Annotated in this window: 5 protein-coding genes; all 5 read left to right on the top strand. The window is 44.8% G+C overall.

The window, feature by feature from the left end; genetic code table 11:
* Positions 1 to 253: 253 nt before the first annotated feature.
* Genes AA650_RS19250 through AA650_RS19230 form a run of 5 tightly spaced genes read left to right on the top strand, consistent with a single transcriptional unit; the run spans position 254 to position 15,403 of the window.
* Entirely contained in the window at positions 254 to 1,399 is a 1,146-nt protein-coding gene (locus AA650_RS19250; protein ID WP_053540262.1) for an acyl-CoA dehydrogenase family protein, read from the top strand.
* A gap of 12 nt (positions 1,400 to 1,411) precedes the next feature.
* Positions 1,412 to 3,010 (top strand): amino acid adenylation domain-containing protein, encoded by a 1,599-nt coding sequence (locus AA650_RS19245; RefSeq protein WP_053540261.1) that lies wholly within the window; start codon positions 1,412 to 1,414, stop codon positions 3,008 to 3,010.
* Positions 3,007 to 3,282, top strand: a complete 276-nt coding sequence (locus AA650_RS19240; protein WP_199308362.1) for an acyl carrier protein — start codon at positions 3,007 to 3,009, stop codon at positions 3,280 to 3,282. The genes AA650_RS19245 and AA650_RS19240 overlap by 4 nt, the downstream gene beginning before the upstream one ends.
* Positions 3,283 to 3,339: 57 nt before the next feature.
* A complete protein-coding gene (locus tag AA650_RS19235) occupies positions 3,340 to 9,780 on the top strand; it encodes a type I polyketide synthase (protein WP_053540260.1) in 6,441 nt (2,146 codons plus the stop codon).
* A 1-nt stretch (position 9,781) separates the two neighbouring features.
* Positions 9,782 to 15,403, top strand: coding sequence for a type I polyketide synthase (locus tag AA650_RS19230; RefSeq protein ID WP_053540259.1), 5,622 nt, complete (start codon positions 9,782 to 9,784; stop codon positions 15,401 to 15,403).
* Positions 15,404 to 15,441: the final 38 nt, after the last annotated feature.

Below are 15,441 nucleotides of genomic sequence, written 5' to 3'. Positions count from 1 at the left end.
GGGCAAACGAAATCAGGGCAAGAACCCAAATATTTAAGGCAGTGCCTGAAACTGGGATAACTGAGGGATATAGACTGAAACTCTCTATAGAATCTCCGCGTCTTTAGACCGGAGAGTGTCAACGGAAAAACTAGATGTGCAATTTGGTAAATAGACACAGGACATAGCCGCAATTAGAATACTCTGATGAAAAATCTTGTATGCGGATATATACAATACAACCAATTAATCAACTAAAATCGTAGAGGGCATCATGGATTTTGCTTGGAACAATCAGCAAATTGAATTTAAAAAAAAGGTGATTCATTTTGCTCAACAGTCATTAGTATCCGATCTGATTGAGCAGGACAAAGAGGGGATATTTAATCGTGATGTCTGGCAAAAATGCTGCGATTTTGGTATTCACGGATGGACTATTCCTGCCCGTTATGGCGGACAAGAGCTAGATATACTTACTACGGCTTATGGCTTGCAAGCACTAGGTTATGCTTGCAAAGACAATGGATTGATGTTTGCAATGAACGCACATATCTGGGCTGGTGAAATGCCCCTGTTGGCCTTTGGGAGTGAAGCACAAAAGCAAAAGTATCTCCCATTGCTTTGTCGAGAAGGTTGGATTGCAGCCCACGCCGCCACTGAACCACAAGCGGGGTCTGATATCTATAGCCTCAAGACAACAGCCCAAAAGAATGGAGATAAATACATTCTCAACGGACACAAACACTATGTAACCAATGGAACTTTTGCAGACCTCTTCATCATTTTTGCTACCTTAGATCCAGCTTTGGGGAAAGAGGGTTTGACGACATTTATGATCGAAAAAGATACGCCTGGTCTGGTTGTCCACAAACGTATGTCTACTATGGGAGTACGTACCGCTGAAATAACAGAACTAACCTTGGAAAATTGCGAAGTATCTGTCGCTGATCGCTTAGGTGAGGAAGGAGCAGGTCTAGCCATATTTAATCATAGCATGGAGTGGGAGCGGGGATTTATTCTGTCCTGTGCTGTGGGAACAATGGAACGATTGCTGGAGCAGTCAATTCGTTATGCTAGAAACCATAAGCAATTTGGTCAAGCAATTGGCAAATTCCAATTAGTTGCCAACAGGTTAGTAGAGATGAAGCTGCGGTTGGAGAATGCCAAGTCTTATTTGTATAAAGTTGCTTGGATGAAACAAAATCGGCAAATGGCTCTTCTAGAAGCCTCCATGGCCAATCTGTATATTAGTGAAGCTTGGGTTCAGTTATGTATGGAAGCGATCGAGGTTCACGGTGCGTATGGTTATTTAACGAATACAGAGTTAGAACGAGAATTGCGAGATGCTATCGGTAGCAAATTCTACTCTGGTACCTCCGATATTCAGCGACTCGTTATTAGCAAATTCTTAGGATTGTAAAGCAGCACCACTATGCTATATTTACTACACCATCTTCTCGCAAGTAGCGCTCGAACCCATAGCGATTCCGTTGCTATACAGCAGCAAGAGCGCGCCATTACCTACACTCAGTTAGACGAAATAAGTAACCAACTGGCAAATACCTTGAACTATGCAGGGATAGAACGGGGAGACCGAGTTGGCATTTACTTAGATAAGTCAATTGAATCTGTTATTGCTATATTTGGCATATTAAAGGCTGGCGCCACCTATGTACCGCTAGACTCTAACGCCCCAGTTAAACGGATTGCCTTTATTGTTAAAAACTGCCAGATTAAGATACTGATTACGACCAAGCAAAGAATAGATGCTTTAGGAAACACTTCCTTGGCAGACTTACATAGTCTCAGTAGTGTAATTTTGACAGATGAGGATGAGCGAACAAGTGAGTTGTTCGGAAAAGTCTTCCCATGGTCAGAGGTTTTACAAGCTCCTTGCAGCCCGCCACTAGACCCACATCTGATTGAAAACGACTTAGCTTATATTCTTTATACATCTGGCTCAACAGGAACCCCCAAAGGGGTGATGATTAGCCATCGTGCCTCTCTTACTTTTGTAAATTGGGCCTATGATACGTTTCAGGTGACTGCGGAAGACCGTGTCTCCAGTCATGCACCGTTCCATTTTGATCTTTCCATTTTTGATATCTTCACAACTATCAAAGCAGGGGGTACGGTCATTTTGCTCTCGGCGGCTTTATCAGTCTTTCCAATTAATCTGGCCAAATTTATTGCCGCAGAAAGGATTTCAATCTGGTATTCAGTCCCCTCTATTCTGACAAATTTAGTCCTATATGGTCGGTTAGAGCAACATACCTACCCCGATCTTAGAAGCATTCTGTTTGCAGGTGAAGTTTTTCCTAACAAATATTTGCATCAGTTGATGGTGCATATTCCAGATGCTGGCTATTACAACCTCTATGGTCCGACGGAGACAAATGTCTGCACATATTACCGAGTCTCACCGCCCGATATTGAAACAAGTGAAGCAGTTCCTATTGGACAAGCCTGTGCCAACACTGAAGTTTTTGTCTTGGGTACAAGTAATGAATTGGTAGCTAGAGGTGAAGTGGGTGAGCTTTGCGTGCGCGGTCCTGGGTTGATGACAGGCTATTGGGATTTGCCTGAAAAGACTGCTCAAGTCCTTGTTCCTTTTACATTGCATCATGGATTGGGATCGGAGATGATTTACCGCACGGGGGATCTTGTTAAACAATCTCCAGAGGGTGATTATATCTTTTTAGGTCGTAGAGATCGCATGATTAAGAGTCGGGGCTACCGGATTGAATTAGGTGAGATAGAGAGTGTTTTATATAGCCATCCCGCACTCGCAGAAGTCGCAGTAATTCCCATTCCCGACAATGAGATTAGTAACCGGATCAAGGCTTTTGTAGTAACGCGTGGTGATAACAAAGACACGGAAATTCTTAATGTACAGACTTTAAAATCCTTTTGTGCAGAACGGCTTCCTAAATATATGGTTCCCGATTTGTTTGAGTTCCGTAGCTCTTTACCCCAAACTTCCACTGGCAAGATAGACAAAGTTCAATTATCTCAGGAAACAGTATCATGACCGAAAACACTACCATGACAGCAGAAAATATCGAACAAATGCTCAAAGAATTTATCAGCCAAGAGTTAGCATACGACCAACCCAACTTGGTTCTAACCAACAATTTAAAGATAATTGAGCAAAGGATCGTTGACTCAATGGATCTTTTTCGATTAGTTCGCTTTGTTGAAGAAGAAATTGGAATTTTTTGGGAACCTGAAGAACTTGTATTAAAAAACTTTGAAACAATTGACAATATTACGGCTTATATACTCCGCAAATTGATGTCATAGCATGACTGAATAGTCAGAAAACTTACTGCTCTTAACCATGTTTCCAAAAAATCAATTATGAACAAAATAGATTATTCAGACCATGAGTCTAAGCCTCTGGAAAATCCTCATGAGGAACCAATTGCGATTATTGGTATGGGATGTCGCTTCCCTGGAAAGGCTGACACCCCAGAAGCATTCTGGCAATTGTTGCGTAATGGTGTAAATGCTGTCACAGACATTTCCTCTTCTCGCTGGGATCTTGAGAGATACTATGATCCAACTCCTACACCTGGCAAGATTTATACACGTGCTGGAGGTTTTTTAGATACAAATGAGATAGAAGACTTTGATGCCGAGTTTTTTCGCATGGCATCGCGAGAAGCAGCGAGTTTAGATCCACAACAACGGTTGCTGCTAGAAGTAAGTTGGGAAGCTCTCGAACACGCTGGAGTTCCACCTACATCTTTGGCAGGTAGTCAAACAGGTGTGTTTGTTGGTATTCATTGGGATGATTACTCGGCAGAGCGTTTTTATACAGTGAAGCCGAGTGAAATTAATGCTTACCCCACCTTAAGTAATTTACGAAGTCTATCAGCAGGAAGAATTGCATATCTGTTGGACTTGCATGGTCCAACGATGCAAACTGATACAGCTTGTTCCTCCGCATTAGTATCAGTCCATTTGGCTTGTCAATCTCTGCACAATCGGGAATCTAACCTAGCTATAGCTGGTGGAGTCAGTCTACTACTCTCTCCTAAGCTAGCAGTCGGTTTCTGTCAAATGAATGTCTTAGCCAAAGATGGTCGCTGCAAAACCTTTTCAGACTCAGTAGATGGATTCGTCCAAGGAGAGGGTTGTGGTATTGTTATTCTCAAACGTCTCTCTGATGCTCTGCGCGATCGCGATCCGATCCTGGCTACAATTAAAAGTTCAGTAGTCAATCACGATGGGTACAGCCTAACCCTGACAACACCTGCTAGTGTCTCCCAGGAAGCACTGCTGCGCCAAGCCGTAGAAAATGCTGGCATCGAACCTAAGCAGATGCAATATGTTGAGACCCATGGAACAGGAACGCCTTTAGGCGATCCCATTGAAGTCATAGCTTTGGCAAAAGTATTAGGTCAAGATCGTCAAGACCCATTGATCATTGGATCTATGAAGACCAATATGGGTCACATGGGAGCAGCAGCAGGTGTAGGCAGCTTAATTAAAGTTGTGCTTTCACTTCAGCATAATCATATTCCTCCTAATTTACATTTCGATAAGCCTAACCGACGCATTCCTTGGCATAAATTGCCAGTTACCGTACCAACTGAATTGATGCCTTGGCCAGAACATGAACCCAAGCTGGCAGGTGTTAGTGCATTTGGGATGAGTGGAACCAATGTTCATGTAATTGTAGAAGCAGCACCACAGCTACAGCAAGTTGAGCTTTCTAGCCAGGGAATTGAACCGTCATCCCATTTACTTACTTTATCTGCCAAGAGCGAAAAAGCCCTAAACGATCTCGCACATCGTTATTTAACCTTCTTAGAAAAAACAGAGGATGCTTTAGCAAATATTTGCTACACAGCTACCACTGGACGCTCCCATTTTGCCCATCGTTTAGCTATTGTTGCTAGATCGAAAGAACATAGTCGGGAGCAACTGGATAGTTTTATCAAGGGTGAAAAAATTACAGGCACAATTCAAGGTGATGCTTACCAAGCAGCACCGAAGATCGCTTTCTTGTTCACCGGACAAGGCGCTCAATACGTTGATATGGGGCGCGAACTTTATGAAACGCAAGCTGTATTTCGCCAAGCGTTGCAGCGATGCGATGAAATACTGCGCTCTCATTTAGACCGACCCCTGTTGTCCATACTTTATCCCGATCAAGCAGAAAATATCATCGATCTGACAGCCTATACACAACCGGCGATGTTTGCCTTTGAATACGCCTTAGCCGAGTTGTGGAATTCCTGGGGGATAGTCCCGGATGTCGTCATGGGACATAGTGTGGGTGAGTATGTCGCAGCTTGTGTGGCAGGAGTGTTTAGCTTAGAACATGGCTTAAAGCTGATAGCAACCCGTGGAAGAATGATCCAGCAACTGCCACAAGAAGCAGATGGCAAAATGGTCAGCACCATGGCCAATGAAGACTTAATAAACTCTGCGATCGCATCCTATGGGACAAAAGTTTCTGTGGCCGCAGTCAATGGTCTACAGAGCATAGTTATCTCAGGTGACAGCCTATCCATAGACTCCATTGTAGCCGAACTGAAAACTAAGCAGATCAAGACTCACGAATTGATAGTTTCTCACGCCTTCCATTCGCCGTTAATGGAGCCAGTTTTACAGCCGTTCTCTCAAGTCGCGGCGGAGGTTTTATACTCTGTACCGAAAATACCCCTGATATCCAATATCACAGGCGACCAGGTAACGGACGATATAGCAACCGCTGATTATTGGGTTCGTCATATTCGTCAACCCGTGAGATTTGCCGACGGCATGAATACCCTCCAAAAAATGGGGATAGAATGTTTTATAGAAATCGGACCCAAACCAATTCTCTTGGGGATGGGAGCTAGTTGCCTGATTGATGAAGAAAAACGCCTCACATGGCTACCTAGCATCCGTCCTGGTGCAGAATCATCCACCATCGCCGAAAGTTTAGCTCAATTGTATGTTCGCGGTGTCAATATCAATTGGCAAGAGTTTTTCCCAGACGAACACCGTTGGAAAGTGGTGTTACCAACTTATCCCTTTCAAAGAGAACGCTGTTGGGTTGAGGTAAAACAGGAGCGCGTTGCTAGAAAGAGTAGTGAAATATCTGCTCATCCCTTGCTACAAGAGAGGATCTATTCATCTGTACTCAAGCAGGGAGAAGTTCAGTTTGAGGCTTATCTTTCTACCGACGATCTGCCCTATTTGTCAGAACACCGCGCTTTCGGTCAAGCAATTATGCCTGCTAGTGCCTACTTCGAGATGGTTTTGGCAGCGGGAAATCAACTTTTTGGCAACCGCCCTATCACCTTTAAGGATGTAGCAATTGAAAAAGCTCTCAAGCTGGAAGAGCCTCAGACAGTGCAGTTGGTCTTAACTCCCGATCAAGACGGCTATTCATGGCAAATTTTCGGTTTGGTCTTCATTAATGAAGAGCCAACTTGGACGCGCTACGCCGCCGGAAAGATTGCTATAGGGAAAGATATATCAATTTCCGAACTAAACGCAAATTTAACTGCTTTACAAGCTGGACTGGAAGAATACAAGGACATAAAAGCTTTCTATCAAAAAGTCGCCACTCAAGAAATGGTCTATGCAGGAAGCTTCCAAACCGTGCGCCGCTTATGGCGTTCTGATGGAGAAGCCCTTGGACAAATTCATCTGTCTAAAAATTTTCTTAACCAGCCCTATTATTGGCATCCAACTCTCTTGGATGGATGTTTCCAAATCCTTTTAGCGGCACTACCTGCCGACTTTTCAGAAACTTATTTACCAATTGGCTACCCGCATTTCACATTTTGGCAGCATCCCAACAAAGAGGTTTTCAGTTACGTTAAACTTCATTCTCAGCCTGGTCAAGAAATCTTGAAGGCGGACTTGCAGTTAATTGGCAAAGATGGTCAAGTTTATGCCGAAGCTCTCGGACTGCAACTGAAAAAGGCTCGATCACAAGCATTACAGCAGAAAGACCCCTGGAAAGATTGGCTTTACAAAGTGGACTGGAAAGAAGTCAAAAAGACAGCAGGGACTGCAAACCCAAAAACCAAAGGTGATTGGCTAATTTTGGCAGACCGCACTAGTCTAGCTGAAACCTTGGCTGAATTGTTAAATGCCAGTGGAGAGCGATCGCACCTCGTCTATACCAAAAAGGCTAATGGGAAATATCAGCCAGAGCAACATACTATTAACTGGACAGACCCATCCGACTGGCAGCAATTGTTGGCTAATAGATCCTATCAAGGGGTGGTGTACCTTTGGGGTCTTGATGAAAATGACTCCTGTGATTCTAGCTGCGAGCAAATACTACATCTAATTCAAGCCTTGACTTCAGCCAAGATATCCCCTCAATTGTGGTTGGTTACCCAAGGGGCGCAGTTGGCCCTCAAGGATGATGATATTGCTGTCTGGCAAGCTCCTATCTGGGGACTGGGTAAAACAATCTCTCTGGAACACCCCGAATTTTCAACTACTTGTTTAGACTTGCCCTCTGGTCAACACTCCCATGAAACAGCTAAGTCTTTACTCCAAGAACTACTTGCACCGGATCGAGAAGACCAAATTGCCTACCGAAACGGGACACGCTATGTAGCTAGATTAGAGCCTTTCCACCCTATACAGGCACCAAGCATTGCTCCTGTAGCACTGAAACTGACCAGCTACGGCACCCTCGACAACTTGACCTTGGTTCCCCTGGCTACCTCAACCTTGGCACCTGATGAAGTCGAGATCAAAGTTCAGGCGAGCGGACTTAATTTTAGAGATGTGCTGCGTGCGTTAGGCATGATGCGGGAAATCGAAGAGTCTTTAGGTATTGCGGCAACGGCCAGCGATATATTGTTTGGATTTGAGTGTGCAGGCACGATTGAGCGCGTTGGCAAACAAGTATCTGGCTTCAAGGTGGGCGATGCTGTCATTGCCTACGCATCAGGTAGTTTAGCAAGTGTGGTCAAGGCTAAAGCAAAATTGGTAGTTCCCAAGCCACCTGAACTCAGTTTTGCAGAGGCGGCTACAATTCCTGTTACTTTTTTGACAGCTTATTACGGACTAATAAAACGCGCTCAAATTGGTCCAACAGACCGAGTATTGATTCATAATGCGGCCGGAGGTGTAGGTCAAGCGGCTCTTCAATTAGCGCAATTAAAGGGAGCAGAAGTTTTTGCGACGGCCAGCCCCCCCAAGTGGGATTTTCTCAAGTCACTTGGAATTAAACATATATACAGTTCACGCAGCCTTGAGTTTGCCGAGCAGGTAATGACTGACACCAATGGCAAAGGCGTGAATGTCATCCTTAATAGTCTAGCTGGCAAGTTTATCGATCAAAGCTTTGACGTGCTTGCTCAAGGAGGGCGCTTTGTAGAAATCGGTAAATTGGGAATCTGGGATGAGCAGAAATTGCAAGCATTACGCCCTGATGCTGCTTATTTCCCCTTTGATTTAGGAGAGATGAATGGGTCGGAGATCATTCCTGCCATGTTGTTGGAACTGATGACTTTGTTCAAGGAAGGTAAGCTCAAACCATTACCTGCCAAAGTTTTCCCAATTACTGAATTTGTCAATGCTTTCCGCTATATGCAGCAAGCCAAGCATATCGGTAAAGTGGTGTTAAGTTTTCAGAATCCAGAAAATTGCTCGGTTCGTCAAGACGGCAGCTACCTAATTGCGGGAGGATTGGGCGCATTAGGATTAAAGGTGGCTGAGTGGCTGGTGGAACAAGGTGCTAAACATCTAGTTCTGACAGGACGAAGCAGTGTCAAACAAGCAGCAAATGAAGCCATCAGAAAATTAGAGCAGGCAGGTGCTAAAATCTCCGTCATTAATGCGGATATTTCTAATCAGGAGGATGTCAAAAAAATACTGAATGAATGTCCTAATTTACGTGGAATTGTTCATACCGCAGGTGTTTTAGATGATGGTTTGTTGAAGGAGCAAACACCTACTCGCTTCAAAAAAGTCATGGCATCCAAAGTACAAGGAGCTTGGAATTTGCATACCTTGACTCAAGATTTACTCTTAGACTTTTTTGTCTGTTTTTCCTCAGTTGCCTCTTTGATAGGCAATGCAGGTCAAAGCAACTATGCCGCAGCTAATACATTCCTTGATGCCTTAGCTCATTATCGGCGATCGCAAGGATTACCAAGTTTGAGTGTAAATTGGGGACCTTGGGGTGAGGTAGGAATGGCAGCCACTCTTGCTGGTCGCTTGAAAGCCCAAGGTTGGGGTATTATTCCAACTGAACAAGGCTTGCAAGCATTAAACTACTTGGTCAAGAACGAAGACAGCGCTCAAGTAGGTGTACTGCCTATGAACTGGCCGAAATTTTTGGAACGACTACCAGAAATTACGCCATTCTTAGAAAATTTCCAGACAAATATTACATCATCTCAAGAGCGACCAGCCTTAGTTTCCCAACTAAAAGCTACTCTGGCTCATGAGCGCCGAACAATTTTGATGGAGCATATTCGTGCGGCTATTAGAAATGTGATCGGATTAAATGCCAGCACAAGGATTGAACCGCGACAGTCTTTGTTTGACTTAGGACTTGACTCCCTAATGGCGGTGGAATTGAGAAACTATCTGGAAAAAAGTGTCGAACATTCCTTGCGCTCAACTCTACTCTTTGACTATCCAACCTTAGAAGCATTGGTGAATTATCTGCTGCAAGAGGTTCTAGTTCTAGAGGATATGAGTGTCCAGCAAACAGAAGACCAAACGACATCCACCCAAGTATTTGAAGAACTTCCAGAAGAGGAAGCGGACATCTTACTTGCTAGTAAGTACGAAGAACTCAGTAAACTACTAGGTAATATTTAACATGACACAAACTCCCGCCAAACCAACAACATTACAGTTGCTCAACGCCCTAGAGGAAGCACGTACTAAACTACAGGCAGTTCAGCAAGCAAAAGAAGAACCGATTGCCATTATTGGCATGAGTTGCCGTTTTCCAGGCGCAAAAGATACAGAATCTTTTTGGCATCTGCTCTCAAATGGCGTAGATGCGATTCAGGAAGTACCTGCCAACCGATGGAAGATTGATGCCTGTTACGATACCAATCCAGACGCGCCCGGCAAGATGTCTAGCCGTTATGGTGGCTTTTTATCGGAAGTGGATAAGTTTGACGCGCACTTCTTTGGGATCTCGCCACGGGAAGCAATGTCCCTTGACCCACAACAGCGGCTACTGCTAGAAGTAAGTTTTGAGGCCTTAGAAAATGGCGGTCAGTCATCAGAAAAGCTATTTGGCACTCCCACTGGCGTATTTATTGCCATTAGCACCTTTGACTATGCTATGCGTCTGTCGGAAGCGCGATCGCAAATCGACGCTCATCTAGGCACAGGAACCCTTTTGAGTCCAGCAGCAGGGCGCTTGTCTTATAGTTTGGGATTGAAAGGAGCAAGCATGGTAGTAGATACAGCTTGTTCTTCCTCCCTCGTGGCAGTGCATCTGGCAGCCAACAGCTTGCGTAACAAGGAATCCGACCTAGCTTTAGTCGGAGGTGTGAACTTACTCCTAGCACCAACCCTCAGCATCAATTTCACAAAGGCACGGATGCTGGCGGCAGATGGTCGTTGTAAAACCTTTGATGCTAGTGCAAATGGATATGTCCGTAGCGAAGGCTGTGGCGTTGTTGTTCTAAAGCGTCTTAGTCAAGCTATCCGTGATGGAGATAACGTTTTAGCATTAATTCGAGGTTCTGCCCTCAATCAGGATGGGGCAAGTGGGGGACTGACAGTACCTAGCGGACCTTCTCAGGAAGCAGTAGTTCGTCAGGCATTGAAAAATGCAGGTATTAAGCCCCAGGAAGTTAGCTATATTGAAGCCCATGGTACAGGCACTTCCTTGGGAGATCCAATTGAAGCAAATGCCTTGGGTAGCCTCTTTAGCGATCGGGAAGAACCCTTAATCGTCGGCTCCGTTAAAACCAATATCGGACACCCAGAAGCAGCGGCTGGTATGGCAAGTCTGATCAAAGTTGTTCTCTCCTTGCAACACAAAGAGATTCCGCCTCACCTACACTTTGAGAAACCTAACCCTTATATTGCTTGGGATCAACTACCGCTCAAAGTTCCCACCGAATTAACCCCTTGGTCAACAGTTAATAATCAACGAATTGCTGGAATCAGTTCCTTTGGGTTTAGCGGTACCAATGCTCATATAGTCCTTTCCGAAGCACCGCCAGTTGCAGGAAAAAGCGAGTCCGAAACTGCCCTGCGCCCCCAACATTTGCTCACCCTCAGTGCCAAAACCAAACCCGCACTGGAGCAGATGGTTCGCAACTACTCAGAACACCTAGCCACTCATCCCCACTTAGATTGGGCTGACATCTGTTACACAGCTAATACTCGGCGAACTCATTTCCACGAACGTTTAGCTGTGGTTGCTGATTCAGTTTCTCAAGCAGAGGAAAAGTTATTAGCTCATCTGGCAGAAGCGGAAACCACTCATCTGTACGGAGGCAGCAAGAGCGAAAGTCAACCTGAAATTGCCTTTTTATTCACAGGTCAAGGTTCCCAGTATCTAGGGATGGGACGGAAGCTATACGCAACACAACCAACATTTCGGAAATCCCTAGAGCGGTGCCAGGAAATTTTAAATACCATCGGCAATCAAGAGCGATCGCTACTCTCAATCCTCTACGAAAATGACGACAATTCCCTTTTAGAGCAAACTGCTTACACCCAACCAGCTTTGTTTGCCATAGAGTACGCCCTAGCCAAATTATGGAAATCCTGGGGCATTGAACCAAGCGCAGTCATCGGTCATAGCGTTGGGGAATATGTAGCAGCTTGCGTAGCAGGGATTTTCTCCTTAGAAGACGGTTTGAAAATGATTTCAGCCAGAGGCAGTTTAATGCAAAAACTGCCAGCCAACGGCGAAATGGTATCGCTATTAGCTTCGCCAGAACAAGTATTAGAAGCACTGCAAGGACTCGACTCAGTCAGCATCGCAGCCATCAACGGTCCCAATAGCGTCGTCATTTCTGGTGCAGGGGAAGCAGTACGTCGGGTAGTGCAGGAATTAGAAAGCAAGGGCATAAAAAATAAGCGATTAAAAGTTTCCCATGCCTTCCATTCAGCATTGATGGAGCCAATGCTGGCAGATTTTCGCCAAGTAGTGCAACAAGTAACATTCCACCAACCCAAACTCAACTTTATCTCCAATGTCACGGGCAATTTTGAGCGCGTTTTACCCACAACCCCAGAATATTGGGTAGATCACGTCCTCAAACCAGTAAGATTTGCCTCTGGAATGGAGACATTATACAGAGAAAGGGTAGAGATATTTGTGGAGATGGGGCCCCAGCCAATATTACTGGGAATGGGTCGTCAGTGCTTGCCATCAGGGTATGGAACCTGGCTGCCGACACTACAGCTAGAGCAAAGCGATTGGCAAGGACTGCTTCAGGCAGTGGGTCAATTGTATGTACGAGGTGTGGCGATTGATTGGGAGAGCTTCCACCGCGACTATAGCCACCGCCAAGTGAGTGTACCAACTTATCCTTGGCAGCGAGAGCGCTACTGGATTGATGTTGCCCAAAGACAACCTCAGACGGAATCGGGAATGCAGAACGGGCATCATCCTCTACTGGGTCAAAGAATTCGGAGTGCAGCACTAAAAAATCAACAAATAGTTTTTGAAAGTCAACTCACCTCAGATTTCCCTGTATATTTAGCGGATCATGCTCTCTATGAGAAAGTCATTTTCCCCACCGCAGCTTATGTGGAGATAGTCCTAGCCGCAGGAGCGCAAATCTTTGGAGCGGGGGCGCAGGAGAATCACCCATCATTGCTAGTTGAAGAGTTTCTGATTGAGCAGTCGCTAGTTTTGAATCCTGAAGAAACAGTCTCCGTTCAATTAGTATTAACACCCAATGAATCAGGGTATGAATTTGGGATTTTTAGCCGCAAAAACTCAGATGATGTTGATGTTGATGAAACATGGACTCGTCATGCCCAAGGTTATCTTTTGAGTAGAAAAGCTCCGGTGGCAAAAGTACCGCTAGATTTGGCCGCCCTGAAGCAAACAGTTAACCAAGAGCTTGAAATTAAGGACTATTACCAGAAATTCAGCGATTTGGGGGTAGAGTACGGCCCCAACTTCCAAGTAATTGAGAAGTTGTGGCGTTCTCAGGGTGACTCACAAGAAGTGCTAGGTAAGATTAAATTACCTGAGATGGTAGAGAGTAGTGTAAATAACAGCTTGCATCCACTGCTGTTAGATGGTTGCTTGCAGCTTTTGGCGGCGGCTCTTGAAGATGGCCCTGATAGCGATACCAAGACTTATTTTCTAGTCGGCTTAGAGCGTCTGAGTTTCTTCAAGCAGCCTAGTACAAGCATTTGGTGTCACGTTCATCAGTCAAGTCAGCGAAGCCCCGGTATACTGACTTCCTTCGATTTACATTTGGTTGATGAGAATGGAATAGCAGTAGCCGATCTGATTAATTTACAGGTGCGGCGTGCTAATCAAACTGCGCTCCTAGCCAATCAAACAGATGATTGGTTATACAGAATTGGTTGGGAAGTAAAACCGCGTGTTTTGGCAGCAAGCTCGTCCTTTGCTAAGGCGAATAACAAAACCTCTAAAGCAGGTAATTGGCTGATTTTCAGCGATGGAGGAGAAGTAAGCAGTTCCCTAGCCGATATGCTCAACAAACAGGGCGAGCGCTGTATTTTCGTTTCACAAGGATCGTCTTTTTCATTATTAGAGAGCGATCGCTATCAAATCAACCCTGCCGAACCAAAAGACTTCCAGAATCTACTTTCCGCAATAGTCAAGCAAGATCAGTCAGTCTGCCGTGGGATAGTTTACTTATGGGGTCTTGATCAAAAGCTGGAGATGTCAGATGTGCCAACAACAGCACTAAATTTATGTTCTAGTGTGTTGTATTTGGTTCAAGCATTATCTGCAATTCCTCCCCATCATTGGGGCAAAAAGATACCTCATTTATCCTTGATCACTCGCAATGCCCAAGCAGTGACAAAAACCCCCCTACAAGTAGAACAATCGCCATTGTGGGGACTAGCCCGCGTGATTGTTTTAGAACATCCAGAACTGGAAACTGTCTGTATAGATATTGGCTCAGACCAAGTTAGTGAAATCGAAATGCTGCTCCAAGAAATGCTCTTCCCAGAAAAAGAAGAGCAAGTAGCTTTTCGGAATGGAGAGCGTTATGTCGCTCGATTAAAACGTGCTGAGGCTAAAACTATCAGCCAATTAGCAAAAATTGATTCATCAGGTAGTTATTTAATCACTGGTGGATTTGGAGCGTTGGGTCTTCAAGTGGCCAACTACCTTGTGGAACAAGGCGCACGCCACCTGCTGCTAGTGGGACGACAAGGGGCAGTATCCCCAGAAGCACAAGCAGGAGTCAAGCAGTTAGAAGATAAAGGGGCGTTGGTAAAGATTGTCAAAACTGATATTTCCCAACCCGATAGTGTAGCAATGCTAATTGCCGCAACTGATATCCCCTTACGGGGAGTGGTTCATGTAGCAGGTGTTTTAGATGATGGAATGCTCAGGAATCAAACCCGGCAGCGCTTCTTAAAAGTGATGAACCCCAAGGTTCAAGGTACTTGGAACTTGCACAAACTGACCAAAGAAATGCCATTAGATTTCTTTGTCTGCTTCTCCTCTATGACTTCAGTTATAGGCGCGCTAGGTCAAGGAAATTATTCTGCGGCCAATGCCTTTATGGATGCACTCTGCCATCACCGACACGCATTGGGATTACCCGCTGTCAGCATCAACTGGGGCCCTTGGGCTACCTCTGGGATGGCCACTCAATTGGATGCAAATATTCAAAGTCGTTGGGAGGCAATAGGTTTTGGGATGATTCCGCCCAGTCAAGGAGCGCATCTATTTGCTAACTTGTTCACCGCCAAGGCACCACAAGTGGGCGCGATGCCAATAAACTGGTCGAAATATACGGTAGAAAGTGCGTTCTTCACTGACTTCCGCAAAACTACTGATCAAAAGAAAGAGCAACAAAAAACTTCACTTAATTTCCTGGAAACGGTAAAGGCTGCTGAAAAAGAGCAACGCCAGCCACTTTTAGTGGCTCACATCCAATCTCAAGTATCCAAAGTCTTGGGCTACCAGAAAGATCGCGTATTCTCTGTTTCAGAAGGGTTTTTTGACTTAGGAATGAGTTCTTTGACCTCTGTAGAGTTGAGAAACAATTTGCAAAATAGCTTAGGCTGTCGTTTGCCCGCTACGCTAACTTTTGACTATCCAACTATTAAAAAGTTGGTTGATTATCTGATGGCAGAGTTCATAGAAGAGGCTGATGAAGATGAGGATGTAGATGTCTCCGAGCAGTCCTTCCAAATAGATAGTAAAGCCCTCACATTCCAGCCCCTAGAGGAAAATGATGATGCCGATGAAATTGCAAAACAATTTGCAGAACAATTAGGTATGCAATGGGTTAACTAGATGAACCCAAATCTAGATACTCATTTAGGTGAGTATCT

This window comes from Anabaena sp. WA102 (assembly GCF_001277295.1).
In the GTDB taxonomy this organism is placed as follows: Bacteria; Cyanobacteriota; Cyanobacteriia; order Cyanobacteriales; family Nostocaceae; genus Dolichospermum; species Dolichospermum heterosporum.
The sequence above is the reverse complement of the archived record's forward strand: the minus strand, read 5'-3'. Positions and strand labels throughout refer to the sequence as shown.

Bases quoted from the DNA above. Each gene is read 5' to 3' on its own strand.
- AA650_RS19250 (WP_053540262.1), top strand. From the start codon at position 254: ATGGATTTTGCTTGGAACAATCAGCAAATTGAATTTAAAAAAAAGGTG.
- AA650_RS19245 (WP_053540261.1), top strand. From the start codon at position 1,412: ATGCTATATTTACTACACCATCTTCTCGCAAGTAGCGCTCGAACCCAT.
- AA650_RS19240 (WP_199308362.1), top strand. From the start codon at position 3,007: ATGACCGAAAACACTACCATGACAGCAGAAAATATCGAACAAATGCTC.
- AA650_RS19235 (WP_053540260.1), top strand. From the start codon at position 3,340: ATGAACAAAATAGATTATTCAGACCATGAGTCTAAGCCTCTGGAAAAT.
- AA650_RS19230 (WP_053540259.1), top strand. From the start codon at position 9,782: ATGACACAAACTCCCGCCAAACCAACAACATTACAGTTGCTCAACGCC.